This window comes from Streptomyces sp. NBC_01294 (assembly GCF_035917235.1).
Taxonomy (GTDB): Bacteria; Actinomycetota; Actinomycetes; order Streptomycetales; family Streptomycetaceae; genus Streptomyces; species Streptomyces caledonius.
The window spans coordinates 6,805,542-6,831,215 of record NZ_CP108423.1; the positions used below are offsets into that span (position 1 = coordinate 6,805,542).

At 68.3% G+C, this 25,674-nt stretch carries 18 protein-coding genes and 3 rRNA genes; 14 read left to right on the forward strand and 7 right to left on the reverse strand.

Annotated elements, in window-relative coordinates; translation table 11 throughout:
* Positions 1-255: 255 nt before the first annotated feature.
* The 4 genes from OG534_RS30795 to OG534_RS30810 form a co-directional block, all read right to left on the reverse strand.
* On the reverse strand, positions 256-1,446 hold the full coding sequence (locus OG534_RS30795; protein WP_326592396.1) for a lipid-transfer protein: 1,191 nt from the start codon (positions 1,444-1,446) through the stop codon (positions 256-258).
* Complete coding sequence (locus tag OG534_RS30800; protein ID WP_326592397.1) at positions 1,443-1,898, reverse strand: Zn-ribbon domain-containing OB-fold protein; 456 nt, start codon at positions 1,896-1,898, stop codon at positions 1,443-1,445. Before OG534_RS30800 ends, OG534_RS30795 begins: the two co-directional genes overlap by 4 nt.
* 62 nt (positions 1,899-1,960) lie before the next feature.
* A complete protein-coding gene (locus OG534_RS30805) occupies positions 1,961-2,299 on the reverse strand; it encodes a DUF962 domain-containing protein (RefSeq protein WP_326592399.1) in 339 nt (112 codons plus the stop codon).
* A 13-nt stretch (positions 2,300-2,312) separates the two neighbouring features.
* Positions 2,313-2,993: a M15 family metallopeptidase gene (locus OG534_RS30810; protein WP_326592401.1), complete on the reverse strand. Its 681-nt coding sequence runs from the start codon at positions 2,991-2,993 to the stop codon at positions 2,313-2,315.
* Positions 2,994-3,022: 29 nt separating this feature from the next.
* Between OG534_RS30810 and OG534_RS30815 the strand changes: the two genes are divergently transcribed.
* Positions 3,023-3,535 (forward strand): NUDIX domain-containing protein, encoded by a 513-nt coding sequence (locus OG534_RS30815; RefSeq protein ID WP_326592403.1) that lies wholly within the window; start codon positions 3,023-3,025, stop codon positions 3,533-3,535.
* A gap of 343 nt (positions 3,536-3,878) precedes the next feature.
* On the opposite strand, the gene OG534_RS30820 is transcribed toward OG534_RS30815, so the two are convergent.
* Positions 3,879-6,299, reverse strand: a complete 2,421-nt coding sequence (locus OG534_RS30820) for a glycoside hydrolase family 31 protein (protein WP_326592404.1) — start codon at positions 6,297-6,299, stop codon at positions 3,879-3,881.
* Between the two features lie 301 nt (positions 6,300-6,600).
* Between OG534_RS30820 and OG534_RS30825 the strand changes: the two genes are divergently transcribed.
* Together OG534_RS30825 and OG534_RS30830 are read left to right on the forward strand one after the other, a co-directional pair.
* A complete protein-coding gene (locus tag OG534_RS30825) occupies positions 6,601-8,577 on the forward strand; it encodes an acetoacetate--CoA ligase (RefSeq protein ID WP_326592406.1) in 1,977 nt (658 codons plus the stop codon).
* A gap of 63 nt (positions 8,578-8,640) precedes the next feature.
* Entirely contained in the window at positions 8,641-9,564 is a 924-nt protein-coding gene (locus tag OG534_RS30830) for a hypothetical protein (RefSeq protein ID WP_326592407.1), read from the forward strand.
* Positions 9,565-9,625: 61 nt separating this feature from the next.
* Here OG534_RS30830 and ptsP read toward each other — a convergent pair whose 3' ends face one another.
* Positions 9,626-11,296, reverse strand: coding sequence for a phosphoenolpyruvate--protein phosphotransferase (ptsP, locus tag OG534_RS30835; RefSeq protein ID WP_326592409.1), 1,671 nt, complete (start codon positions 11,294-11,296; stop codon positions 9,626-9,628).
* A 74-nt stretch (positions 11,297-11,370) separates the two neighbouring features.
* Entirely contained in the window at positions 11,371-11,820 is a 450-nt protein-coding gene (locus tag OG534_RS30840; protein ID WP_326592410.1) for a PTS sugar transporter subunit IIA, read from the reverse strand.
* A gap of 745 nt (positions 11,821-12,565) precedes the next feature.
* On the opposite strand from OG534_RS30840, the gene OG534_RS30845 reads away from it, so the two are divergent.
* The 11 genes from OG534_RS30845 (at position 12,566) to OG534_RS30895 (ending at position 25,497) form a co-directional block, all read left to right on the forward strand.
* Positions 12,566-14,090, forward strand: a 16S ribosomal RNA gene (locus tag OG534_RS30845).
* A gap of 282 nt (positions 14,091-14,372) precedes the next feature.
* Positions 14,373-17,496 (forward strand): 23S ribosomal RNA (locus OG534_RS30850).
* 76 nt (positions 17,497-17,572) lie between these two features.
* A 5S ribosomal RNA gene (rrf, locus tag OG534_RS30855) occupies positions 17,573-17,689 on the forward strand.
* Together the 16S, 23S and 5S rRNA genes form the textbook arrangement of a ribosomal RNA operon.
* A 138-nt stretch (positions 17,690-17,827) precedes the next feature.
* Positions 17,828-18,418 carry a CDP-alcohol phosphatidyltransferase family protein gene (locus OG534_RS30860; RefSeq protein ID WP_326592412.1) on the forward strand — a complete coding sequence of 197 codons (591 nt, stop codon included), beginning with the start codon at positions 17,828-17,830 and terminating at the stop codon, positions 18,416-18,418.
* A gap of 100 nt (positions 18,419-18,518) precedes the next feature.
* Positions 18,519-21,014, forward strand: a complete 2,496-nt coding sequence (locus OG534_RS30865) for a mannose-1-phosphate guanyltransferase (RefSeq protein WP_326592413.1) — start codon at positions 18,519-18,521, stop codon at positions 21,012-21,014.
* Positions 21,015-21,124: 110 nt separating this feature from the next.
* Entirely contained in the window at positions 21,125-22,033 is a 909-nt protein-coding gene (locus OG534_RS30870) for a DUF881 domain-containing protein (RefSeq protein WP_326592414.1), read from the forward strand.
* Positions 22,030-22,362 (forward strand): small basic family protein, encoded by a 333-nt coding sequence (locus OG534_RS30875; RefSeq protein WP_326592415.1) that lies wholly within the window; start codon positions 22,030-22,032, stop codon positions 22,360-22,362. The genes OG534_RS30870 and OG534_RS30875 overlap by 4 nt, the downstream gene beginning before the upstream one ends.
* A gap of 5 nt (positions 22,363-22,367) precedes the next feature.
* On the forward strand, positions 22,368-23,156 hold the full coding sequence (locus OG534_RS30880) for a DUF881 domain-containing protein (RefSeq protein WP_326592416.1): 789 nt from the start codon (positions 22,368-22,370) through the stop codon (positions 23,154-23,156).
* 85 nt (positions 23,157-23,241) lie between these two features.
* Positions 23,242-24,186 (forward strand): FHA domain-containing protein, encoded by a 945-nt coding sequence (locus OG534_RS30885; protein ID WP_326593953.1) that lies wholly within the window; start codon positions 23,242-23,244, stop codon positions 24,184-24,186.
* 20 nt (positions 24,187-24,206) lie between these two features.
* The gene (gene ftsR / locus OG534_RS30890) at positions 24,207-24,971 is read left to right on the forward strand and encodes a transcriptional regulator FtsR (protein WP_326592417.1); all 765 of its coding nucleotides are present in this window, start codon (positions 24,207-24,209) and stop codon (positions 24,969-24,971) included.
* 52 nt (positions 24,972-25,023) lie between these two features.
* The gene (locus OG534_RS30895) at positions 25,024-25,497 is read left to right on the forward strand and encodes a bifunctional nuclease family protein (protein ID WP_030009777.1); all 474 of its coding nucleotides are present in this window, start codon (positions 25,024-25,026) and stop codon (positions 25,495-25,497) included.
* Positions 25,498-25,674: the final 177 nt, after the last annotated feature.

The following is a 25,674-nucleotide window of genomic DNA, read 5'->3' on the forward strand; positions in this document are numbered from 1 at the left end:
CGCGCACGCCGCGCACCGGACCGCGCGGGGGCCGGCAAGGGGGGCCCGTACGAGAACCCGTTCAACAGCCCGTACGAGGAGCCGCGTACGGGGCCTGCTCGACGGGCCCGACATGGAGGCGACCCGTACCCCCGCCGACTGGGGTACGGGCCGCAGCTCTCACGGGGGGTTCCGGGGTCCCGGTGGCCGCGGGACTGTGGAGCGAGTGTGAACCTGCTGCCGGGGGCCGTCAAGCGTTCGGACAACACGCGCTGTTCAGCGCACGGCGACGACGGCCGAACCGTGCCCGAACAGCCCCTGGTTGGCGGTGATCCCGGCGCGCGCACCCGGCACCTGCCGCTCCCCGGCCGTCCCGCGCAGCTGCCACGTCAACTCGCACACCTGTGCGATGGCCTGCGCCGGGACCGCCTCCCCGAAGGAGGCCAGCCCACCGCTGGTGTTGACCGGGATCCGTCCCCCGAGGGCCGTCGCCCCCTCGCGCAGGAGCTTCGCCCCCTCGCCCTCCCCGCACAGGCCGATGTCCTCGTACCACTCCAGCTCCAGGGCGGTGGACAGGTCGTAGACCTCGGCGAGCGACAGGTCGTCCGGACCGAGCCCCGCCTCCTCGTAGGCGGCGCGCGCGATCGAGGAGCGGAAGGATCCGGCGGCCGGCTCCACGGCCACCGCCGAGTCGGTGGCGATGTCCGGCAGGTCCAGCACCGTCCGCGGGTAGGTGGGCGTCACCGTCGACACAGCCCGGATCCGCACCGGATCGGCCACCCCGCGCGAGCGCGCGAAGTCCATGCTGGTGAGCACCAGCGCGGCGCCCCCGTCGGAGGTGGCGCAGATGTCGAGCAGCCGGAGCGGATCGGCGACCACCGCGGAGGCCGCGACCTCCTCGGCGGTGACGCCCTTGCGGTATCGGGCGTTCGGGTTGAGCCGCCCGGCCGCCGCGTTCTTCACCTTGACCAGCGCGAAGTCCTCCGGGGTGTCCCCGTGGACGGCCATCCGGCGACGGGCGTAGAGCGCGAAGTAGGCCGGGTTGGTGGCGCCCAGCACCCGGAACCGCAGCCAGTCCGGATCGTCCGGCCGGTCGCCCCCCGCCGGTGCGAAGAACCCCTTGGGCGCCGCGTCCGCGCCGACCACGAGGACCACGTCGGCCAGGCCCGCCAGGATCTGGGCACGGGCCGCCCCGATCGCCTGCGCCCCGGACGCGCAGGCCGCGTACACGCTGGTCACCCGCGCACCCTGCCAGCCGAGGGCCCGCGCGAAGGTCGCGCCGGCCACGTAACCGGGGTATCCGGAGCGCACGGTGTCGGCGCCCACGATCGACTGCACGTCCGTCCAGTCCAGTCCGGCGTCGGCGAGCGCTGCCCGCGCGGCGGCCCGCCCGTACTCGACGAAGCTGCGGCCCCATTTGCCCCAGGGGTGCATGCCCGCCCCGAGGACGGCGATGTCGGCGCTCATGCCGCCCCTCCCACCGGCTTGAACCGCCAGGTGGTCCAGGAGGTCCCGGCGTCCTCGTTCAGCACGCCGCCGACCACCTCGACCTCCATCCCCACCGCCAGATCGGCGACCCCCACCCCGGGCACGGCCTGCCCCAGCACGACCATCCCCTCGGCCTCCAGCTCCACCGCGACCAGCGTGTACGGGTCCCAGGGCGCGGCCGGGTCGGAGACGTACGGGGCGGGCGGCCGGTAGCGCCCGTCGGTGTAGGACCAGACCCGGCCCCGCGGGGACAGCGGCACCTCGGCCAGCTCGCCCCCGCCGGGGCAGTGCGGGTTGCGGCAGTACGCGTCCTCGCGCGGGAAGAACACCGCGGTGCAGGCCGAGCACCGGGTGCCGAGCAGCCGGAAGCCGCCTCCGGCCGCGTCCTCGGTGAACCACCCGCTCACGACGGGTGTACGTGTGCGTTCCAAGACCCCTCCCATGCCAGAGAACTGACGGATCGTCAGAAGTCTGTCACGGGAGGGCGGCCGGGTCACCCGTTCTCGGCGAGCCACTTCCGCGCGATCTCGCCCAGCTCCGCGTCCCGCCCGGCCAGCATCATCCGGATCATCTGCGCGTCCCCGCGCAGCGACCATCCCGGATTGCCGAAGGTGGCCGGATTGTTCCCCTCGATCAGGAAGTGCGCGGGCCAGGCCGTCCCGTAGCCGATGAGGGGCAGGGCGGCGAGGTAGCGCTTGCGGCCGCGCGCCAGCCCGTAGGCGGTCACGGCCAGACCGGTGAGCGTGCCGGCGAGATGGACCCAGCGGGTGGCGGCGCGGGAGTGCATCGCGACGTAATACGGCCAGAATTCCTCGTACGAGCTGAAAGTCATGCGGGCACGGTACTCACGGCCGGACCGCGGCGACAGCGACCGGGAAATCGAAATACGTGTCCGGGTACGCCTCGGGCTTGTACGTGAAGTGCCACCACTCCTCGGGAAGGTTCACGAACCCCTGCTCGGCCAGCACCCGCTTCAGCAGCTGCCGGTTGGCCCGGACGGCGCCCGTGACCCGCGGATCGTCGGTGTGCGAGAGCGGGTCGAAGAAGTCGAAGGCGGTCCCCATGTCGACCTCCCGGCCCGAGAGTTCCTCCAGGGTCACGTCGACCGTGCTCCCGCGGCTGTGCCCGGACTTCTCCGCGATGTACCCGTCGGGAATCAGCCGGCTCCGCTCCACGTGCGGATAGAACTCCGCCTTCCTCTCCCGGTCGCCCGGCCCGTCCTGCTGCCGGGCCCACCACACGAACCGGTCGACCGCCCGCTGCGGCCGGTAGCAGTCGTACACCCGCAGCGAGTACCCGCGGCGCAACAGCCTCCGCTGCGCCCGCCGCAACGCCTCGGCGGCGGGCCGGGCCAGCAGGCACTCCGGCTCCTCGTACCCGTCCACGACCCCGCCGGTGAAGTTCCGCGCACCGGCGTACCGCATGTCCTGCCCGATGCCCGGATCCACCTCGCGCAGCACCACGAACCCGTCGGGCGCGGTAGCCCCTCCGGCCAGCACTGCGAGCAGACCCACAACAGCCGCCATCCGCATACCCCTTGGCATACCATCGCCGGATGCCGGCACACCTGAAGGACTCGCACTGCTCCACCTGCGGAGCGCCGTACTCCACTCCTACGTGGCCCCGCACCTGCACGGCCTGCGGAGCGACCGCCTACCGCAACCCGCTCCCGGTGGCCGTCACCCTCCTCCCCGTCGAGGACGCGGACGGCACCGGCCTCGTGGTCATCACGCGCACGATCGAACCCGCCCTCGGCGGCGTCGCCCTGCCCGGCGGGTTCATCGACTTCGGCGAGGACTGGCGCGACGCGGTCGTCCGCGAACTGCGCGAGGAGACCGGCATCACGGCGTCCGCCTCGGACGTCACCCTGGCCGACGCCCTGAGCTCCCCGGCGGGCCACCTCCTCCTCTTCGGCCTCCTCCCGCCCCGCCCCGCGTCCGACCTCCCCGCCTCTCAGCCAACGGACGAAACCACGGGCTGGCACACCCTCCGCACCCCAACCCCCCTGGCCTTCCCCCTCCACACCCAGGCAGCCACCGCCTGGTTCAAGGGCCACTACACCCAATAGCCCCCTCGGCCCATTCCAGCCCCGCCGGGCCGAATCCAGCCTCGCCGGCGTTTGAGGCGCGGGGTTCGGGGCGGAGCCCCGGTCTTGAAGCGGCACCCACCCCACCCGCCCGGCCCCATTTCAGCCTCGCCGGCGTTTGAGGCGCGGGGTTCGGGGCGGAGCCCCGGTCTTGAAGCGGCACTCAGCCCCACTCGCCCGGCCACTCCTCGGCCATGCCCGCCCGATCCTTGGCTCGGCCTCCCCCATCCAGCCCCGCCGGCGTTTGAGGCGCGGGGTTCGGGGCGGAGCCCCGGTCCTGAAGCGGCCCCCCCGCCCAGGCCACCCCCCACCGCAAGGCCGCGCGCTAGCGCCCCCGCACGCAGACCCCCGGCACCGCCACCCCCGCCTCGTCCTCCACCACCACCGCGTCCCCCTCCCACCGCACGGTGTACCGCTCCACCTCACCCGCCCCGAACCCCGGCCCCGGGTCCCGGATCACCACCCCACCGCCCGTCCGCCCCCGCGCCGGCGCCCAGACCTCCAGGGTCACCCCGGCACCCCCCGCGGAGCGGACCGGCAGCACAGACCCCGCCCGCGCCAGCACCGGGATCCGCCCCTGCGGCGCGTCCAGCAGGATCTGCCCCGGCCCCTCGTACGCCGCCCCGGTCGCCGTGTCGTACCACCGCCCCCGCGGCAGCCGCACCGCCCGCCGGTCCGCCCCGCACTCCAGCACCGGCGCGACCAGCAGCGCATCGCCCAGCAGGAACGCGTCCTCGCAGTCCCGCAGCTTCCGCTCCTCCGGCGCCCCCCACCACACCGGCCGCACGTACGGCGCGCCCGTCCGCCGCGCCAGATGGGCCAGCGTCACGAAATACGGCCGCAACCGCTCCCGCTCCGCCATCACCGCCCGCGCCTGCTCCTCCACCTCGGGCCCGAACTCCCACGGCTCCCGCCGCCCCGCCCAGATCGCCGAGTGCGTCCGGAACAGCGGCAGGTACGCCCCCAGCTGCAGCCACCGCACGTACAGCTCCGGCGACGGGGACCCACCGAAGCCGCCCACGTCCGGCCCCGAGTACGGCACCCCGCACAGCCCGAGCCCCAGGACCAGCGCCAGCGAGGCCCGCAGCCCCTCCCAGCTGGTCTCCACATCGCCCGACCACGTGCCCCCGTACCGCTGCATGCCCGCCCACCCCGACCGGGAGAACAGGAACGGCCGCTCGTCCGGCCGCAGCCGCACCAGCCCCTCCCACCCCGCCCGCGCCATCCCGAGCGCGTACACGTTGTGCCCCTCGCGGTGGTCACCGCCCGCCCCGTCCATCGCGTGCCGCGCCGACCTCGGCAGCGTGGCGTCCCCGAACGCCGTGAAGGACACCGGCTCGTTCATGTCGTGCCAGAAGCCGGCGAAGCCCTGCGCGAGCCGCTCCTCGTACAGCCCGCCCCACCACTCCCGCACCTCCGGATCCGTGAAGTCCGGATACGCGCACTCGCCCGGCCAGACCTCACCGCGCACCTCCTCGCCCTGCGCGTCCCGCACGAAGGCGCCCGCCGTCCCCACCGCCAGCCCCGTCGAGTGCACCGCGTCGCCCACTTTCACCGCCGGGTCCACGATCGAGACGAGCCGCACCCCCTGCTCCCGCAACTCCGCCGCCAGCCCCGGCAGATCGGGGAACTTCTCCTCGTCCACCGTGAACACCCGGTGCCCGTCGTAGTGGTCGATGTCCAGATGCACCGCCGACAGCGCGAGCCCGCGCGACGCGTACCCCGCGGCCACCCGCCGCACCTCCGCCGCGCTCCCGAACCCCCACCGCGCGTGCTGGTACCCCAGCGCCCACTCCGGCGGCACGGCAGCCGCGCCCGTCAGCGCCGACCAGCCCTGCAGCACCCGCGCCGGAGTCCCCACCAGCACCCAGCACCGCAGCGGCCCGCCCTCCATGCGCAGTTGGCTCGCCCCCGGGCGGTCCGCCCCCGAGCCCGCGCCCTCCTCGCCCTCGCGCAGCACCACCCGCCCGTCCCAGGAGTTGTCGTGGAACACCAGGTGCGTGCCCGCGTCCGCGACCACCATCTGCACCGGCATCGTGAGGTACAGCGGATCGACCCCCGGCCCGAAGCCCCCCTTCGGGTCCGTGTTCCACAGCCGGTACGTCCCGTCGCGCAGCCTCGGCCCCGTGGCCCGCCCGCCCAGCCCGAAGAACCGCGCGTCGGCCGGCACCTCGCTCCGCAGCGACCACCGGGCCCCGCCCGGCACCCCTCCCCGCACCCCGCCCGGCGTTCCTTCCGGCCCCGGGCCCGGCACCCGATCCGGCCCCACGCCCTGCGCGGCGTCCGCCGGCTCCCACCACCGCGGCGGCGCCTCCCGCCGCAGCACCGTCCCGCCCGGGGTGCGCACCTCCAGCGCCCCGTGCCGGGACACCGCCACCGTCACCCGCTCCGACACCACCCGCCAGCCGCCCCCGGTGTCCGGCTCCAGCACGGCCCGGGGGTCCGGCTCCGGCCCGCTGCCCACCACCGCGTACGAGGGCGTCGGCCCGGCGCCGTCCCAGCTCCAGAACACCGTGCCGCCCACCATCACCCGCACCAGCAGCTCCGAGCGCGCGAACCGCAGCACACCCCCGCCGGGCCGGGGCTCCGTACCGGTCAGCAGCCCCGGTACGCGCGCCCGCTCCGCGCCCCGGCGCGGGAGCCCCACCGCGTCCGTGCGCCGGTGGCGCCACGCCGAGAGCCAGGCGCGCCGACCGCGCTCCGTACCGATGTCCTTGACCGCACGTACCAGATCACGACCGTCCATGCCGATCACCCTGCCACCGGCCCCCGGCCGAAGAGACGGCGTTCAACTCCCGTTCACCCGGCAGCGGCACTCCCGGGGGTGTCCCGCCGATCAGGCCGGGCTCGCGGCGTCCGGCACCGCGCCCTGATCCGGCCTGATCGGCAGGACACCCCCGAGGCCATCACCCGACCGGCCAGGTCGACCCTGGTGCAGCGGTCGATCACATGGCATCGTCCCTGTGAGCCGCCACGCGCACACCCTCCGCGCGCCGGCACCGTACGCACACGACGCGCGAGCCGCAGACTTGACCGGGAGCCGATCCATGACCTCAGCCACGCAGCCGGAACCCCTCTGGGCGCCGGGCCCCGACCGGATCGCCGCGGCCCGGATCACCGCCTTCCAGGCCTGGGCCGCGCAGCGCTTCGGAGCCCCCGCCGACGGTGGCTACCCCGCCCTGCACCGCTGGTCCGTCGACGAGCTCGACACCTTCTGGCAGGCCGTCGCCGAGTGGTTCGACGTCCGGTTCACCACCCCGTACGCATCCGTCCTCGCCGACCGCTCCATGCCCGGCGCACGCTGGTTCACGGGATCCACCCTCAACTACGCCGAGCACGCGCTGCGCGCCGCGGAGGACCCGGCCCGCGCCGACGACCCCGCCCTGCTGTACGTGGACGAGACCCACGAGTCCGTCCCCGTCACCTGGGCCGAGCTCCGCCGCCAGGTCGGGTCGCTCGCCGCCGAACTGCGCGCCCTCGGCGTACGCCCCGGCGACCGGATCAGCGGCTACCTCCCCAACATCCCCGAGGCCGCCGTCGCCCTCCTCGCCACCGCCGCGGTCGGCGGCGTCTGGACCTCCTGCGCCCCCGACTTCGGCGCCCGCGCGGTCCTCGACCGCTTCCAGCAGGTCGAGCCCGTCGTCCTGTTCACCGTGGACGGCTACCGCTACGGCGGCAAGGAACACGACCGCCGCGACGCCGTCGCCGAGCTGCGCGAGGAGCTCCCCTCCCTGCGCGCCGTCGTCCACATCCCGCTCCTCGGCACGCCCGCCCCCGAGGGCGCCCTCGAATGGTCCGCCCTCACCGAGGCGGCCACCGAGCCCGTCTTCGAGCCGGTCCCCTTCGACCACCCCCTCTGGGTCCTCTACTCCTCCGGTACGACGGGCCTGCCCAAGGCCATCGTCCAGTCCCAGGGCGGGATCCTCCTCGAACACCTCAAGCAGCTGGGCCTGCACTGCGACCTCGGCCCGGAGGACCGGTTCTTCTGGTACACCTCCACCGGCTGGATGATGTGGAACTTCCTCATCTCCGGCCTGCTCACCGGCACCACCGTCGTCCTCTACGACGGCAGCCCGGGCTACCCCGACACGGGCGCCCAGTGGCGCATCGCCGAGCGCACCGGGGCGACCCTGTACGGGACCTCCGCCGCCTACGTCATGGCCTGCCGCAAGGCCGAGGTCCACCCCTCCCGCGACTTCGACCTCTCCGCAGTCAAGTGCGTGGCCACCACCGGCTCCCCGCTCCCGCCCGACGGCTTCCGCTGGCTCCACGACGAGGTCGCCGAGGACCTCTGGATCGCCTCCGTCAGCGGCGGCACCGACGTCTGCAGCTGCTTCGCCGGCGCCGTCCCCACGCTCCCGGTCCACATCGGCGAGCTCCAGGCCGCCTGCCTCGGCACGGACCTCCAGTCCTGGGACCCGTCCGGCAAGCCGGTCATCGGCGAGGTCGGCGAGCTCGTCGTCGCCAACCCCATGCCGTCCATGCCGATCCACTTCTGGAACGACCCCGACGGCAGCCGCTACCGCGACAGCTACTTCGAGATGTTCCCCGGCGTCTGGCGCCACGGAGACTGGATCACGATTACCGACCACGGCTCGGTGATCATCCACGGCCGCTCCGACTCCACGCTCAACCGCCAGGGCGTCCGGATGGGCTCCGCCGACATCTACGAGGCCGTCGAACGCCTCCCCGAGATCAAGGAGTCCCTGGTCATCGGCCTGGAGGAGCCGAACGGCGGCTACTGGATGCCGCTCTTCGTCCACCTCGCCCCCGGCGCCACCCTCGACGACGACCTGCGCGCCCGGATCAAGGCGACGATCCGCGAGGAGCTCTCCCCGCGCCACGTCCCCGACGAGGTCATCGAGGTCCCGGGCATCCCGCACACCCTCACCGGCAAGCGCATCGAGGTCCCGGTCAAGCGACTCCTCCAGGGCGCCCCGCTGGCCAAGGCGGTCAACCCGGGCTCCGTCGACAACCTCGACCTCCTCCGCTTCTACGAGGAGCTGGCCCGCACCCGCGGCTGAGGCCACTGTCAGTGGCGCTGATTACTCTGAGTGAGCAAGTGATTGCGGCACTCAGGGGGAGCCATGCCACGCAAGACGAACGACACCGGTACGCACCGGACCCGCACCACCGACCGGCGCCGCACGCTGCGCCGCGAGGTCCCCAGCACCGTCGGCCTGCTCGCCGACGCCGGGGACTTCGCGGCCATGCGCGGCTACCGCAGCTTCACCTTCGACGACCACGACGACTACACCGACTACCTCCGCCACGTCGAGGGCCTGCTCCGGTCCCTCGCGGCCCAGGGCATCCACACCACCGTCGCCCTCTTCGATCCAGAGGAGTACGCCGACTACTGCGGGGAGAACGGCCTCGACCCGGACACGGCCGAGACCCGCAGCCGCTTCACCGCGGACCTGGCCGGCAGCGGCGCCGTTCTGCCCTACACCGGCCAGCCCATCGACGAACTCGTCCCGCTCCTCGTCGACGAGGCCGTCCGCCAGGCCACCTGGGAGTACGCCACCACCCTCCTCGCCGAAGTCGGCCGCTGCGCGGACTGCGGCGAGGACATCGGCCACGCCTCCTTCGAGCGGGCCACCGAAGCGCTCACACGCCTCGTGGCCGGCGCCGGCCCCGGCCATCACCACTTCGTCTGCAGCATCCCGACCTATACGCAGCAGCTCGTCGCCGTCCTGCACGCCGAGACCACCGACGATCCGGACACCCCGCCCCGCGTCGAGGGCCGTGACGGCCTCGACTTCGTGACGGTCCTCGCCGCCGGGCTCGCCCTCGGCGGACCCGGGGGACTGGTGGTGCGCAGCACCACCGAGGGCCACCGCGACCGGGTCCACGGCTGGCGCCTGGACCGCGGCCGCCTCACCGTGCTCTCCGCGGCGGCCGTCTTCAACGCCTACTGCACGGACGCCGACACCGGCGACCCCGTCGCCCCCGAACCGGGCGTCGAATACTGCCCCGGCTACGAGGTCGACGCCCCGGGCCCGCACCACTAGACGATCGAGGGGCCTTCGCCACCGGCGAAGGCCCCTCGATCATCCACACCACACCCTGCGGCTACTCGCCGGAGAGCACCGCCTGGGCGGCCACGCGGGCCTCCTCGGCACTGTCCGACGCACGAGCCGCCGCCGCGGCACGCTCGCACTGCGCCAGCGTGTACTTGGCGAGCGTCGCCCGCACATAGGGAATCGAAGCGGCACCCATCGACAGGGAGGTGACACCCAGACCCGTCAGCACACAGGCCAGCAGCGGGTCGGAAGCGGCCTCGCCGCAGACACCGCAGCTCTTGCCCTCCGCCTTGGCCGCATCGGCCGACATGGCGACGAGGTCGAGCAGCGCGGGCTGCCACGGGTCCTGCAGCCGGGAGACGGCACCGACCTGACGGTCGGCGGCGAAGGCGTACTGGGCCAGGTCATTGGTGCCCAGCGACAGGAACTCGACTTCCTGGAGGATGGAACGCGCCCGGAGCGCGGCGGAGGGGATCTCCACCATCGCGCCGAACTTCGCGCGCAGACCGGCCTCCCGGCACGCGTCGGCGAACGCCTTGGCGTCGATCCGGTCCGCCACCATCGGGGCCATGACCTCGAGGTAGACCGGCAGCCCCTCGGCCGCCTTGGCCAGGGCGGTGAGCTGCGTACGCAGCACGTCCGGGTGGTCCAGGAGCGAGCGCAGCCCGCGCACGCCCAGCGCCGGGTTCGGTTCGTCGGCCGGCGTCAGGAAGTCCAGCGGCTTGTCGGCGCCGGCATCGAGCACACGTACGACGACACGGCCCTCGGGGAAGGCTTCGAGCACCTTGCGGTAGGACTCGATCTGCTTCTCCTCGGACGGCGCCTTCTTGCTGTCGTCCAGGAACAGGAACTCGGTGCGGAACAGACCCACACCCTCCGCCCCCGCCTCGACGGCCGCCGGTACGTCCGCGGGACCGCCGACGTTGGCCAGCAGCGGCACCTTGTGACCGTCGGAGGTCGCGCCCGGACCGGACGAGGCGGCCAGAGCCGCCTTGCGCTCGGCGGCCGAGGCCTCCAGCTCGGCCCGCTTCTCCGGGGACGGGTCGACGAACAGGTCACCCGTGCTGCCGTCCACGGCGATCAGGGTGCCCTCGGCGATCTCACCGGCACCCGGCAGCGCCACGATCGCCGGTACGCCCAGCGCCCTCGCGAGGATCGCGCTGTGGCTGGTCGGCCCGCCCTCCTCGGTCACGAAACCGAGGACGAGCGCCGGGTCGAGCAGAGCCGTGTCGGCGGGAGCCAGGTCCCGCGCGATGAGCACGTACGGCTCGTCGCTGTCGGGCACGCCCGGCATCGGCACGCCCAGCAGCCGCGCCACGATGCGGTTGCGCACGTCGTCCAGGTCGGCCACCCGGCCGGCCATGTACTCACCGGCCCCCGCGAGCAGATCGCGGTAGGAGGCGAAGGCGTCGTACACACCGCGTTCGGCGGTGCTGCCGACGGCGATGCGCCGGTCGACGTCCGCCATCAGCTCGGGGTCCTCGGCGATCATCGCCTGGGCCTCGAGCACGTGCTGGGCCTCGCCACCGGCCAGCTGGCCACGCGCGATCAGGTCGGCGGCCACCGCACTCACGGCCTGACGGGCGCGCCCCTGTTCGCGCGCCGCCTCATCCGCGGTGATCTGCTTGGCCGGCGGTTCGAGCACCGCCGTACCCATGTGCCGAACCTCGCCGATCGCCACACCGTGGCTCACGCCGACGCCTCGCAGCGTTGTCTCCATTTCACCCGTCTCCGATTGAGCGGCGGTCCGACCCGCCGCGGTGGATGTCCGACTCGCCTCTGCAGGCGGACGCGTCACTGCCAGCTGAAGAGAGCGTCGTCAGCCTTCACGTCGCCGGACTCGACGACGTCGGCGAGGGAGTCGGCCGTCGCCTCGAGCGCCACGACGGGGCAGATCGGCGACTTGCCGGCGGCCTCGACCGCAGTGGGGTTCCAACGGATGACGGCCTGGCCGCGGGTCACGGTGTCGCCCTTGTTCACGAGGAGCTCGAAGCCCTCGCCGTTGAGCTGGACCGTGTCGATCCCGAGGTGCGTGAGGACACCGTGACCCTCGCCGTCGACGACTACGTACGCGTGCGGGTGCAGGGAGACGACCACACCGTCGACGGGGGACACCGCCTCCGAGGGCTCGCGCACGGGATCAATGGCAGTGCCCGGTCCCACCATCGCGCCGGAGAACACCGGATCGGGCACTGCCGCGAGTCCGATGGCGCGCCCGGCAAGTGGGGACGTCACGCTGGTCATGGGGGCCTCCCAGGGGTGGGGCTCTTCGTGTCGCCGTCACTGCCTGTTGCGAACGGCGTACTCTTCAGAAGGATATGGCACAAGATGTTCGGGTTCGCCCGATGTCGATCCCGATCCGGGCTGGCCCTTCGGCACGGAGACTAGTGGACTAGACCGGTGGACTAGACCATACGCCTGAATCGATTTGCTTGGGCACCCCCAGAGCGGTACTGTCGTGACTCCTGCCGGGACGCCTCGTGTGAACTTTTCGCGAACGGCCGATGGACGGGACTCCAACTCTCCAGTATCGATCTTGATCTCAAGATCACTCTTGCATGCCCTTTCGGTAATGCGGCGAGTGGTCAGGGGGACGGGAAATCGCTGATAGAGTCGGAATCGCCGGAAAGGGAAACGCGAAAGCGAATACCTGGAAAGCGCCGAGGAAATCGGACACGAAAGAGTCTGATAGAGTCGGAAACGCAAGAACAGAACGAAAGCCCGGAGGAAAGCCCCAGCGAATGTAGCTGCGGGTGAGTACAAAGGAAGCGTCCGTTCCTTGAGAACTCAACAGCGTGCCAAAAATCAACGCCAAAAGTTGATACCCCGTCCATTTCAGTGGATGAGGTTCCTTTGAAAAAGACCTGCGGGGTCGTCTTTGGATGATGCTCGCAGGCAATTACACAGCGAGGACGTTGTGGCGCGTCGGTCTTATTCCGACCTGACGTGCCCGCTCTAAGTGATGTGTGCACCCGATTACGGGTAAACATTCATGGAGAGTTTGATCCTGGCTCAGGACGAACGCTGGCGGCGTGCTTAACACATGCAAGTCGAACGATGAAGCCCTTCGGGGTGGATTAGTGGCGAACGGGTGAGTAACACGTGGGCAATCTGCCCTTCACTCTGGGACAAGCCCTGGAAACGGGGTCTAATACCGGATACCACTCCTGCCCGCATGGGTAGGGGTTGAAAGCTCCGGCGGTGAAGGATGAGCCCGCGGCCTATCAGCTTGTTGGTGGGGTAATGGCCCACCAAGGCGACGACGGGTAGCCGGCCTGAGAGGGCGACCGGCCACACTGGGACTGAGACACGGCCCAGACTCCTACGGGAGGCAGCAGTGGGGAATATTGCACAATGGGCGAAAGCCTGATGCAGCGACGCCGCGTGAGGGATGACGGCCTTCGGGTTGTAAACCTCTTTCAGCAGGGAAGAAGCGAAAGTGACGGTACCTGCAGAAGAAGCGCCGGCTAACTACGTGCCAGCAGCCGCGGTAATACGTAGGGCGCAAGCGTTGTCCGGAATTATTGGGCGTAAAGAGCTCGTAGGCGGCTTGTCACGTCGGATGTGAAAGCCCGAGGCTTAACCTCGGGTCTGCATTCGATACGGGCTAGCTAGAGTGTGGTAGGGGAGATCGGAATTCCTGGTGTAGCGGTGAAATGCGCAGATATCAGGAGGAACACCGGTGGCGAAGGCGGATCTCTGGGCCATTACTGACGCTGAGGAGCGAAAGCGTGGGGAGCGAACAGGATTAGATACCCTGGTAGTCCACGCCGTAAACGTTGGGAACTAGGTGTTGGCGACATTCCACGTCGTCGGTGCCGCAGCTAACGCATTAAGTTCCCCGCCTGGGGAGTACGGCCGCAAGGCTAAAACTCAAAGGAATTGACGGGGGCCCGCACAAGCAGCGGAGCATGTGGCTTAATTCGACGCAACGCGAAGAACCTTACCAAGGCTTGACATATACCGGAAAGCATTAGAGATAGTGCCCCCCTTGTGGTCGGTATACAGGTGGTGCATGGCTGTCGTCAGCTCGTGTCGTGAGATGTTGGGTTAAGTCCCGCAACGAGCGCAACCCTTGTCCTGTGTTGCCAGCATGCCCTTCGGGGTGATGGGGACTCACAGGAGACCGCCGGGGTCAACTCGGAGGAAGGTGGGGACGACGTCAAGTCATCATGCCCCTTATGTCTTGGGCTGCACACGTGCTACAATGGCCGGTACAATGAGCTGCGATACCGTGAGGTGGAGCGAATCTCAAAAAGCCGGTCTCAGTTCGGATTGGGGTCTGCAACTCGACCCCATGAAGTCGGAGTTGCTAGTAATCGCAGATCAGCATTGCTGCGGTGAATACGTTCCCGGGCCTTGTACACACCGCCCGTCACGTCACGAAAGTCGGTAACACCCGAAGCCGGTGGCCCAACCCGTAAGGGAGGGAGCTGTCGAAGGTGGGACTGGCGATTGGGACGAAGTCGTAACAAGGTAGCCGTACCGGAAGGTGCGGCTGGATCACCTCCTTTCTAAGGAGCACAGTACCGATTGCAGACAAACGTTCTGCACGGTCAGCTCAGGGTGGAACGTTGATTAGTTGGCACGGTTTCTGAAACCTCCTGTGAGTACTGCTTCGGCGTGGAAAACAGCGATGGTGGACGGGATCGTGCCTGGCACGTTGTTGGGTCCTGAAGGTACGGCCGTAAGGTCATGTCTTCAGTGCCGGCCCCAGTGAACTCATCGGTTTGTCCGGTGGGGTGGTGGGTGGCTGGTCGTTGTTTGAGAACTACACAGTGGACGCGAGCATCTGTGGCCAAGTTTTTAAGGGCGCACGGTGGATGCCTTGGCACCAGGAACCGATGAAGGACGTGAGAGGCCGCGATAGGCCCCGGGGAGCTGCCAACTGAGCTTTGATCCGGGGGTGTCCGAATGGGGAAACCCGGCAGTCGTCATGGGCTGTCACCCACTGCTGAACACATAGGCAGTGTGGAGGGAACGCGGGGAAGTGAAACATCTCAGTACCCGCAGGAAGAGAAAACAACCGTGATTCCGGGAGTAGTGGCGAGCGAAACCGGATGAGGCCAAACCGTATGCGTGTGATACCCGGCAGGGGTTGCGCATGCGGGGTTGTGGGAATTCTTTTGATCGGTCTGCCGGCCGGTCGGCGAGTCAGAAACCGTTGATGTAGTCGAAGGACATGCGAAAGGTCCGGCGTAGAGGGTAAGACCCCCGTAGACGAAACATCAGCGGCTTGCTTAAGAATCTCCCAAGTAGCACGGGGCCCGAGAAATCCCGTGTGAATCTGGCGGGACCACCCGCTAAGCCTAAATATTCCCTGGTGACCGATAGCGGATAGTACCGTGAGGGAATGGTGAAAAGTACCGCGGGAGCGGAGTGAAATAGTACCTGAAACCGTGTGCCTACAAGCCGTGGGAGCGTCGCTGTATGTGCTTGCACATACAGTCGTGACTGCGTGCCTTTTGAAGAATGAGCCTGCGAGTTAGCGGTGTGTAGCGAGGTTAACCCGTGTGGGGAAGCCGTAGCGAAAGCGAGTCCGAATAGGGCGATTGAGTTGCACGCTCTAGACCCGAAGCGGAGTGATCTAGCCATGGGCAGGTTGAAGCGGAGGTAAGACTTCGTGGAGGACCGAACCCACCAGGGTTGAAAACCTGGGGGATGACCTGTGGTTAGGGGTGAAAGGCCAATCAAACTCCGTGATAGCTGGTTCTCCCCGAAATGCATTTAGGTGCAGCGTCACGTGTTTCTTGCCGGAGGTAGAGCACTGGATAGGCGATGGGCCCTACCGGGTTACTGACCTTAGCCAAACTCCGAATGCCGGTAAGTGAGAGCGTGGCAGTGAGACTGTGGGGGATAAGCTCCATGGTCGAGAGGGAAACAGCCCAGAGCATCGACTAAGGCCCCTAAGCGTACGCTAAGTGGGAAAGGATGTGGAGTCGCAGAGACAACCAGGAGGTTGGCTTAGAAGCAGCCACCCTTGAAAGAGTGCGTAATAGCTCACTGGTCAAGTGATTCCGCGCCGACAATGTAGCGGGGCTCAAGCGTACCGCCGAAGTCGTGTCATTGCAGCAATAGGGCCAACGCCCGCTGTGATGGGTAGGGGAGCGTCGTGTGCCGGGTGAAGCAGCAGCGGAAGCTAGTTGTGGACGGTTCACGAGTGAGAATGCAGGCATGAGTAGCGATACACACGTGAGAAACGTGTGCGCCGATTGACTAAGGGTTCCTGGGTCAAGCTGATCTGCCCAGGGTAAGTCGGGACCTAAGGCGAGGCCGACAGGCGTAGTCGATGGACAACCGGTTGATATTCCGGTACCCGCTTTGAAACGCCCAATATCGAATCCTCTAATGCTAAGGCCGTGAAGCCGTTCCGGAGCCTTCGGGCAAGGGAAAGTGGTGGAGCCGCCGATCCAAGGTGGTAGTAGGTAAGCGATGGGGTGACGCAGGAAGGTAGTCCAGCCCGGGCGGTGGTTGTCCCGGGGTAAGGGTGTAGGCCGAGGGGTAGGCAAATCCGTCCCTCATATAAGGCTGAGACCTGATGCCGAGCCGATTGTGGTGAAGTGGATGATCCTATGCTGTCGAGAAAAGCCTCTAGCGAGTTTCATGGCGGCCCGTACCCTAAACCGACTCAGGTGGTCAGGTAGAGAATACCGAGGCGTTCGGGTGAACTATGGTTAAGGAACTCGGCAAAATGCCCCCGTAACTTCGGGAGAAGGGGGGCCATCACTGGTGATCGGATTTACTCCGTGAGCTGGGGGTGGCCGCAGAGACCAGCGAGAAGCGACTGTTTACTAAAAACACAGGTCCGTGCGAAGCCGTAAGGCGATGTATACGGACTGACGCCTGCCCGGTGCTGGAACGTTAAGGGGACCGGTTAGTGCGCTTTCGGGCGTGCGAAGCTGAGAACTTAAGCGCCAGTAAACGGCGGTGGTAACTATAACCATCCTAAGGTAGCGAAATTCCTTGTCGGGTAAGTTCCGACCTGCACGAATGGCGTAACGACTTCTCGACTGTCTCAACCATAGGCCCGGTGAAATTGCACTACGAGTAAAGATGCTCGTTTCGCGCAGCAGGACGGAAAGACCCCGGGACCTTTACTATAGTTTGATATTGGTGTTCGGTTCGGCTTGTGTAGGATAGGTGGGAGACTTTGAAACCCCAACGCCAGTTGGGGTGGAGTCGTCGTTGAAATACCACTCTGGTCGTGCTGGATGTCTAACCTCGGTCCGTGATCCGGATCAGGGACAGTGTCTGATGGGTAGTTTAACTGGGGCGGTTGCCTCCCAAAGAGTAACGGAGGCGCCCAAAGGTTCCCTCAGCCTGGTTGGCAATCAGGTGTTGAGTGTAAGTGCACAAGGGAGCTTGACTGTGAGACCGACGGGTCGAGCAGGGACGAAAGTCGGGACTAGTGATCCGGCGGTGGCTTGTGGAAGCGCCGTCGCTCAACGGATAAAAGGTACCCCGGGGATAACAGGCTGATCTTCCCCAAGAGTCCATATCGACGGGATGGTTTGGCACCTCGATGTCGGCTCGTCGCATCCTGGGGCTGGAGTCGGTCCCAAGGGTTGGGCTGTTCGCCCATTAAAGCGGTACGCGAGCTGGGTTTAGAACGTCGTGAGACAGTTCGGTCCCTATCCGCTGTGCGCGTAGGAATATTGAGAAGGGCTGTCCCTAGTACGAGAGGACCGGGACGGACGAACCTCTGGTGTGCCAGTTGTCCTGCCAAGGGCATGGCTGGTTGGCTACGTTCGGGAGGGATAACCGCTGAAAGCATCTAAGCGGGAAGCCTGCTTCAAGATGAGTATTCCCACCTCCTTGAGAGGGTAAGGCTCCCAGTAGACGACTGGGTTGATAGGCCAGATGTGGAAGCCCGGTAACGGGTGAAGCTGACTGGTACTAATAGGCCGAGGGCTTGTCCTCAGTTGCTCGCGTCCACTGTGTTAGTTCTGAAATAACGAACAGCTGTGTTCATGCCAGCGTTCAAATTTCATAGTGTTTCGGTGGTCATAGCGTTAGGGAAACGCCCGGTTACATTCCGAACCCGGAAGCTAAGCCTTTCAGCGCCGATGGTACTGCAGGGGGGACCCTGTGGGAGAGTAGGACGCCGCCGAACAATCATTGCGGGAAGCCCCGCACCAGACCCTTCGGGGTCCGGTGCGGGGCTTTTCTGCGTTCAGGACATGTGTGCGGTCTCCTGTAAGGTCAGGGGGCATCGAACGACCATTTCTACAGTCACAGTGGAGGCCCCCGGGTGGAGGTCCAGGAGACTCGGGTTCAGACTGACCGAATTTTCACCATTCCGAACGTCCTGAGCATGGCTCGCCTGGCCGGCGTGCCCTTGTTCCTGTGGCTCATCCTCGCCGAGTACGACGGATGGGCCCTGGCCGTCCTCATGCTCAGCGGGATCAGTGACTACCTCGACGGGAAGCTTGCGCGGCGCTGGAATCAGATCAGCAACCTCGGCCGGCTGCTGGACCCGGCCGCGGACCGCCTCTACATCCTGTCGACGCTCTTCGGTCTGACCTATCGCGAGATCCTGCCGCTGTGGCTCACCGGAGCGCTGCTGGCGCGTGAGCTGATGTTGCTGGTCATGGTGTGGATCCTGCGCCGTCACGGCTATCCGCCGCCGCAGGTCAACTTCCTCGGCAAGGCCGCGACCTTCAACCTGATGTACGCGTTTCCCTTGCTCCTGCTGAGTGATGGCACGGGCTGGTTGGCCTGGGTGGGGTCAGTTTTCGGATGGGCGTTCGCGGGATGGGGTACAACCCTCTACTGGTGGGCAGGAATCCTTTACGTGGTTCAAGTCCGCCGTCTGGTGAAGGCTGACGCCACGGCCGATTGAGCCCGAGCGGCGACGGATGACGCGGAGGAGTTGCGGAGTCACCGACCGAGACGGGCGGGAGTCGGCACGACTGTCATCTCTCAAGGAGGACTCTTCCGACATGAAGGCCGTCGTGATGGCCGGTGGCGAAGGCACACGCCTTCGCCCTATGACCTCGAGCATGCCCAAGCCGCTCCTGCCGGTGGCGAACCGGCCGATCATGGAGCATGTGCTCAGGCTGCTCAAGCGGCATGGGCTCAGCGAGACCGTGGTCACCGTGCAGTTCCTGGCGTCGCTCGTCAAGAACTATTTCGGGGATGGCGAAGAGCTCGGGATGGAGCTCACCTATGCCAACGAGGAGAAGCCACTCGGCACCGCCGGCAGCGTGAAGAATGCCGAGGAGGCCTTGAAGGATGACGCGTTCCTCGTCATTTCCGGCGACGCGCTCACCGACTTCGACCTCACCGATCTGATTCGCTTCCACAAGGAGAAGGGCGCACTCGTCACGGTGTGCCTGACCCGGGTGCCGAACCCGCTGGAATTCGGCATCACGATCGTCGACGAGGAAGGCAAGGTCGAGCGCTTCCTGGAGAAGCCGACCTGGGGCCAGGTGTTCTCGGACACCGTCAACACCGGCATCTACGTCATGGAGCCCGAGGTCTTCAATTACGTGGACGCGGATGTCTCCGTGGACTGGTCCGGCGATGTCTTCCCTCAGCTGATGAAGGAAGGCCGGCCGATCTACGGCTATGTGGCCGAGGGCTACTGGGAGGACGTGGGCACCCACGAGAGCTACGTCAAGGCGCAGGCCGACGTGCTCGAGGGCAAGGTCCAGGTCGACATGGACGGCTTCGAGATCTCGCCCGGGGTGTGGATCGCAGAAGGGGCCGAGGTGAGCCCTGACGCGGTGCTGCGCGGGCCGCTGTACATCGGGGACTACGCCAAGGTCGAGGCCGGCGCGGAGATCCGCGAGCACACCGTCATCGGGTCGAACGTCGTCGTCAAGAGCGGCGCCTTCCTGCACCGGGCCGTCGTCCACGACAACGTGTACATCGGACCCCACAGCAATCTCCGCGGCTGCGTCATCGGCAAGAACACCGACATCATGCGTGCCGCGCGGATCGAGGACGGGGCCGTCATCGGTGACGAGTGCCTCGTCGGCGAGGAATCGATCGTTCAGGGGAACGTGCGGGTCTACCCCTTCAAGACGATCGAGGCCGGCGCCTTCGTCAACACCTCCGTCATCTGGGAGTCCCGCGGACAGGCGCATCTGTTCGGTGCGCGGGGAGTCTCCGGGATCCTGAACGTCGAGATCACCCCCGAGGTGGTGGTCCGGCTCGCCGGCGCCTATGCGACGACCCTGAAGAAGGGGGCGATCGTCACCACGGCCCGTGACCACTCCCGAGGCGCCCGAGCGCTCAAGCGGGCCGTGATCTCCGCGCTCCAGGCAAGCGCCATCAACGTACGGGACCTGGAGAACGTCCCGCTTCCGGTGGCGCGGCAGCAGACCGCGCGCGGCAGCGCCGGCGGGATCGTCCTGCGGACCTCGCCGGGCGTGCCGGACTCCGTCGACATCATGTTCCTGGACGAGCGGGGAGCCGACCTCTCGCTCCAGCAGCAGCGCAAGCTCGACCGGGTGTACGCGCGCCAGGAGTACCGGAGGGCGTTCCCCGGCGAGATCGGCGACCTGCAGTTCCCGGGCAGCGTCTTCGACGCCTACACGGGCTCGCTGCTGCGGCGGGTGGACACCACCGGGATCGGTGACGCCGGGCTCAAGGTGGTCGTGGACGCCTCCAACGGCAGCGCCGGGCTCGTTCTGCCGAGCTTGCTGGGACGGCTCGGCGTGGACGCCCTGACGATCAATCCCGGGCTCGACGAGTCCAGGCCGACGGAGACCGCTGAGTCCCGGCGGGCCGGGCTGGTACGGCTCGGGGAGATCGTGGCCTCGGCGCGGGCGGCCTTCGGGGTGCGTTTCGACCCGGTGGGCGAGCGGATCTCCCTCGTGGACGAGCGCGGGCGGATCATCGAGGACGACCGGGCGCTCCTGGTGATGCTCGACCTGGTGGCCGCGGAGAAGCGCAGCGGCAAGGTCGCCCTGCCGGTGACCACGACGCGGGTCGCCGAGCAGGTGGCGGCGTACCACGGCACACAGGTGGAGTGGACGACGACCTCGCCGGACGACCTGACCCGGGTGGGCCGGGCGGAGAACACCATCTTCGGCGGGGACGGCCGGGGCGGTTTCATCGTTCCGGAGTTCAGCAGTGTCTTCGACGGGTCGGCGGCCTTCGTGCAGCTGCTCGGGCTGGTGGCGCGCACACAGCTCACGCTGAGCCAGATCGACGCCCGGATTCCGCGGGCCCACGTGCTCAAGCGGGACGTGCCGACGCCGTGGGCGGTGAAGGGGCTCGTCATGCGGCGGGTCGTGGAAGTCGCCGGAGACCGGCAGGTGGACACGACGGACGGGGTGCGGGTGGTCGAGGCCGACGGACGGTGGGCGCTGGTCCTGCCGGACCCGGCGGAAGCCGTCACCCACCTGTGGGCCGAAGGCCCCGACGACGCTTCCGCGCAGGCCCTGCTCGACGAGTGGGCGGCCGTGGTGGACGGGGCCGGGCACTGAGTGCCGGGCACGCGGTGAGGTAGGCCATGAGTCCGGTGGGCAGGACGGGGAGTTCCCCGTCCTGCCCACCGGATGGGCGCATTGGGTGTGTACGGCGCCGACATGCGACGATGTGCGGCATGTCGCAGCCGCCCCACAACCGGACTCCGGCGTCTTCTGCGCCTGCGCGCCCGGACGCTTCCATGTCGCTGCTGACGCACGTGATGGACCACAGTCTCGACGAGGGCTACGCGGAGGCCTCGGCCCGGCGCGAGGCGGACGGTACGGCGGGTCTGCCCCGCACGCTCAAGGCGAAACTGGGGCTCGCCGCCGGGCTCGTGGTCGCCGCCATGGTCGTCACGCTCGGTGCCGCCGAGGCGCAGATAGACGCGCCGGTGCTGGCCAAGGAGCGTCAGGAACTGATCGACCGGGTGGAGCGTTCCGACGGGCGCGTGCACGGTCTGGAGCGGGACATCGACCGGCTGAGGACGGATGTCGCCGCGCGCCAGCGGGCGGCCCTCAAGCAGCCCGGCGGGGGACAGGGCGAGCTCGTGGCGCTGCTGTCCGGTGCCACGGAGGTCCGTGGGCCGGGGGTCAAGCTGGTGGTGGACGACGCGAAGGGCGCGTCCTCGGGCGGCGGTGGCGGACCGCGCGAGAGCGCCGGCTTCTCGGACACCGGCCGGCTCCGCGACCGCGACATGCAGAAGATCGTCAACGGGCTGTGGCAGTCCGGGGCGGAGGCCGTCTCCATCAACGGTCAGCGGCTGACGGCCTTGTCGGCGATCAGGGCCGCGGGTGACGCGATACTGGTCGACAACCGGCCGCTGGTGCCGCCGTACGAAGTGCTGGCGGTGGGGGACAAGAAGCGGCTCGGGACGGCCTTCCAGGACTCGGTGGACGGCCAGTACCTGCACGTGCTGCAGGAGAGCTACGGGATTCGCTACACCCTGTCCGCCGCGGACGAGGTGACGCTGCCGGCCGCCTCCAGCCTGACCGTACGTACAGCTACACCGGTAGAGCAGCAGAAGGGTGCATCGTGATCGCGGTACTGGGCCTCTTGGCCGGAGTGGTGGTCGGACTTCTGGTCCGGCCCGAAGTACCGGCCGTGGTGGAGCCATATCTGCCGATCGCCGTGGTGGCGGCGCTGGACGCGGTGTTCGGCGGTCTGCGCGCGATGCTCGACGGCATCTTCGTGGACAAGGTCTTCGTGGTGTCGTTCCTGTCGAACGTGGTCGTGGCCGCGCTGATCGTCTTCCTCGGCGACCAGCTGGGCGTCGGCTCCCAGCTGTCCACGGGTGTGGTCGTGGTCCTCGGCATCCGCATCTTCTCCAACGCGGCGGCCATCCGCCGGCACGTGTTCCGGGCGTGAGGCCGATGAGTACGAACGAGAGTCCCGAAGAGCCGGCGGGTGCCGGGCGTCCGCCGCAGGACGCCCCGGGGCAGCCCGAGGAGACGGGCCGGCAGCGGCTCGCGGCCGGGCTGTGGCCGCCGCGGGTGAGCCGCGCCCAACTGATCGTGGCGCTGCTGCTGTTCGTCCTGGGCCTGGGTCTGGCCATCCAGGTCCGGTCGAACGACTCCGGCGCGCTGCGCGGGGCCCGTCAGGAGGACCTCGTACGGATCCTCGACGAGCTCGACGGGCGGACCCAGCGCCTGGAGGACGAGAAGCAGCGGCTGGAGGACCAGCGGCGGGAGCTGGAGAGCAGCTCCAACCAGGCGGAAGAGGCCCGCAGGCAGACCGTGGAGAAGGAGCGTCAACTCGGGATCCTGGCCGGTACGGTGGCAGCGCAGGGTCCCGGTATCACGCTGAAGATCACCGATACCACGGGCCAGGTGCAGTCCGACCAGCTGCTGGACACCCTCCAGGAGCTGCGGGCGGCCGGGGCCGAGGCGATCCAGATCAACGGGGTGCGCATCGTGGCGGGCTCGTACTTCTCGGACGAGAACGGCGGGGTGGCGATCGACGGTAAGAAGATCACACAGCCCTACGAGTTCAGGGTGATCGGCAAGCCCCAGGATCTGGAGCCGGCGCTCAACATTCCCGGCGGTGTCGTGCAGACGCTGGAGAAGGAGCAGGCCACCGTCGCCGTCACACGGTCGGCGAAGATCGTTGTGGATGCCTTGCGGGCTGCGAAGCAGCCTGACTACGCTCGGTCGTCATCGTGATGATGCGGAGTGGAGAGTGGAGCGGCTCACGCGGGCTGAGGCCTGCGGGGGGTCGGCGCACCGAAGTCGCGGTGCGTGGTGGAAACTGTCTGGTGGTTACGGACGTTGTGAGAATGTCCGGGTCGGCAGGTGTCTGCATTCGGAGTTCGTCCTGCCCCACGGGCGGGTCTGTTTCGGTCAAGGGGAATCGCCCGTGAAGTTGTTTGAGAAGTTGTTCGGCAAGAAGAACCGCGAGGAAAGCGGCGCGGCACGGCACCGCGCGGGGCACGGCGACGTGGAAGGGCAGGGCGACCGGCCGCTCTTCCGCGACGAGGTTGCCGGTGCGGGTGATGTTTCCGGCGCCCCCGGCGCGTCGGCTGTTGACCCTGCTGGTACCGGACGCATAGGTTTCGGTGAACCATCAACCTCAAGTGCGGGTGGAGGGTTTGCCCCCGACCCGTACGCCACCAATGCCTCCGCGGGGCAGCCGCGGCGCGAGGAGCCGTCCATGTCGGCCGAGCAGATTTGCAGCAGGTGCGGACACCGCAGCGATGCGGCCAGTCGGTTCTGCTCCAACTGCGGCGCGCCGCTGCGGGCGGGTCTGACGCCGGAGCGTGCCTCGGAGACCACGTCCACCATCTCGATCTCGGGCCTGGAGGCCTACGAGGCCGAGGTGTCGGGACAACCGCACGTGTCGTCCTCACTGTCTCCCGAGGCCCAGGCCGCGGTGGAAGCACTGCCCCCCGGTTCCGCTCTGCTCATCGTGCGGCGCGGTCCCAACTCCGGTAGCCGCTTCCTGCTGGACGGCGAGCTGACCACGGCCGGCCGGCACCCGCAGAGCGACATCTTCCTGGACGACGTCACCGTCTCCCGGCGCCATGTCGAATTCCGCAGGAGCCAGGACGGCGGATTCACCGTCTCCGATGTGGGCAGCCTCAACGGCACGTACGTGAACCGTGAACCGATCGACTCCGTCGCCCTGCACAACGGCGACGAGGTGCAGATCGGCAAGTACCGGCTGGTCTTCTACGCGAGCCTGCGGGGCATCTGACCCTGCCAAGGGAAGGTTCCATGCTGCGTACCCCGACCGGCGGTGCCCCGAAGAACGGCACCGCCGGCACCGCCGGGCGGCTGGTGAGCATCGGCACCGTGCTCACCACGCTGCGTGACGAGTTCCCCGAAGTCACGATCTCGAAGATCCGTTTCCTGGAGGCGGAGGGGCTCGTCGAGCCCCGGCGCACACCTTCCGGATACCGCAAGTTCAGCACCGACGACGTGGAGCGGCTCGCCCGCATCCTGCGGCTGCAGCGCGACCACTACCTGCCGCTGAAGGTCATCCGCGAGCAGCTCGACGCGCTCGCACGCGGTGAGCAGATCCGCATCCCGGCGCCCACGGCGCACGGGGACACAACCGATCCCACCGGTCAGGCGGCCGTCTACGGCGAGGTGGGGCGCGAACGGCCCACCGTGGCCCGTGTGGGCCGCGCCGAGCTGCTCGCGGCCGCCGAGGTGGACGAGGTCCAGCTGGCCGAGTGGGAGTCGTACGGGCTGCTCGCCGAGGGCCCGGACGGCGGGTTCGACGCCGAGGCGGTCACGGTGGCCCGCCTGGTGGCCGACCTGGGGCGCTTCGGACTGGAGCCCCGGCACCTGCGCGCGATGAAGGCCGCCGCGGACCGCGAGGCGGGCCTGGTGGAGCAGGTCGTGGCACCGCTGCGCCGGCACCGCAATCCGCAGACCAGGGCGCATGCGGAGGCCACCATGAAAGAGCTCGCGGGGCTCTCCGTACGGCTCCACGAGGCGCTCGTACAGACCGCTCTCGGGGTTCGACTGCGGTGACGCAGGGGGGCCCGACTACCCAAACCTGCCGGGCAGGTCCTAGGGTTGCTGTGTGAACGAGCTCGACGTTGTGGGTGTCCGGGTGGAAATGCCCTCCAACCAACCGATCGTGCTCCTGCGTGAAGTGGGAGGCGACCGGTACCTCCCCATCTGGATCGGACCAGGGGAGGCGACCGCCATTGCCTTCGCGCAGCAGGGGATGGCCCCTGCCCGGCCGCTGACGCACGACCTGTTCAAGGACGTGCTGGAGGCGATCGGCGAGGAGCTCACCGAGGTCCGGATCACGGATCTGCGGGAGGGCGTCTTCTACGCGGAGCTCGTCTTCGCCAGCGGGGTCGAGGTGAGTGCGCGGCCTTCCGACGCCATAGCGCTCGCCCTGCGGACGGGGACGCCGATCTACGGCAGTGACGGCGTGCTGGACGACGCCGGAATCGCCATTCCGGACGAGCAGGAGGACGAGGTGGAGAAGTTCCGCGAGTTCCTCGATCAGATCTCCCCCGAGGACTTCGGCACCGGCCCGCAGTGAGGTGTCGGACGCGTCGTCCACGGGGATCTTCCGGCCCATTCGAGTAGCCTTTCCCCGCAAAGGGATACGGGAAACCACTCTCAGGGTGATTATCACTCGGCGTGCCGAGTGTGGCGATCGTTGACGCACCCCTGGTGACTGCCTACCTTCAAGGTGGGCAGGTCAAGGACGGAGGGT

Coding starts and splice junctions, on each gene's coding strand:
- OG534_RS30870 (WP_326592414.1), top strand. CDS start 21,125: ATGTGCGGCATGTCGCAGCCGCCCCACAACCGGACTCCGGCGTCTTCT.
- OG534_RS30815 (WP_326592403.1), top strand. CDS start 3,023: ATGCCGGCACACCTGAAGGACTCGCACTGCTCCACCTGCGGAGCGCCG.
- OG534_RS30830 (WP_326592407.1), top strand. CDS start 8,641: ATGCCACGCAAGACGAACGACACCGGTACGCACCGGACCCGCACCACC.
- OG534_RS30840 (WP_326592410.1), bottom strand. CDS start 11,820: ATGACCAGCGTGACGTCCCCACTTGCCGGGCGCGCCATCGGACTCGCG.
- OG534_RS30810 (WP_326592401.1), bottom strand. CDS start 2,993: ATGGCGGCTGTTGTGGGTCTGCTCGCAGTGCTGGCCGGAGGGGCTACC.
- OG534_RS30795 (WP_326592396.1), bottom strand. CDS start 1,446: ATGAGCGCCGACATCGCCGTCCTCGGGGCGGGCATGCACCCCTGGGGC.
- ftsR (WP_326592417.1), top strand. CDS start 24,207: ATGCTGCGTACCCCGACCGGCGGTGCCCCGAAGAACGGCACCGCCGGC.
- OG534_RS30820 (WP_326592404.1), bottom strand. CDS start 6,299: ATGGACGGTCGTGATCTGGTACGTGCGGTCAAGGACATCGGTACGGAG.
- OG534_RS30825 (WP_326592406.1), top strand. CDS start 6,601: ATGACCTCAGCCACGCAGCCGGAACCCCTCTGGGCGCCGGGCCCCGAC.
- OG534_RS30880 (WP_326592416.1), top strand. CDS start 22,368: ATGAGTACGAACGAGAGTCCCGAAGAGCCGGCGGGTGCCGGGCGTCCG.
- OG534_RS30865 (WP_326592413.1), top strand. CDS start 18,519: ATGAAGGCCGTCGTGATGGCCGGTGGCGAAGGCACACGCCTTCGCCCT.
- OG534_RS30805 (WP_326592399.1), bottom strand. CDS start 2,299: ATGACTTTCAGCTCGTACGAGGAATTCTGGCCGTATTACGTCGCGATG.
- ptsP (WP_326592409.1), bottom strand. CDS start 11,296: ATGGAGACAACGCTGCGAGGCGTCGGCGTGAGCCACGGTGTGGCGATC.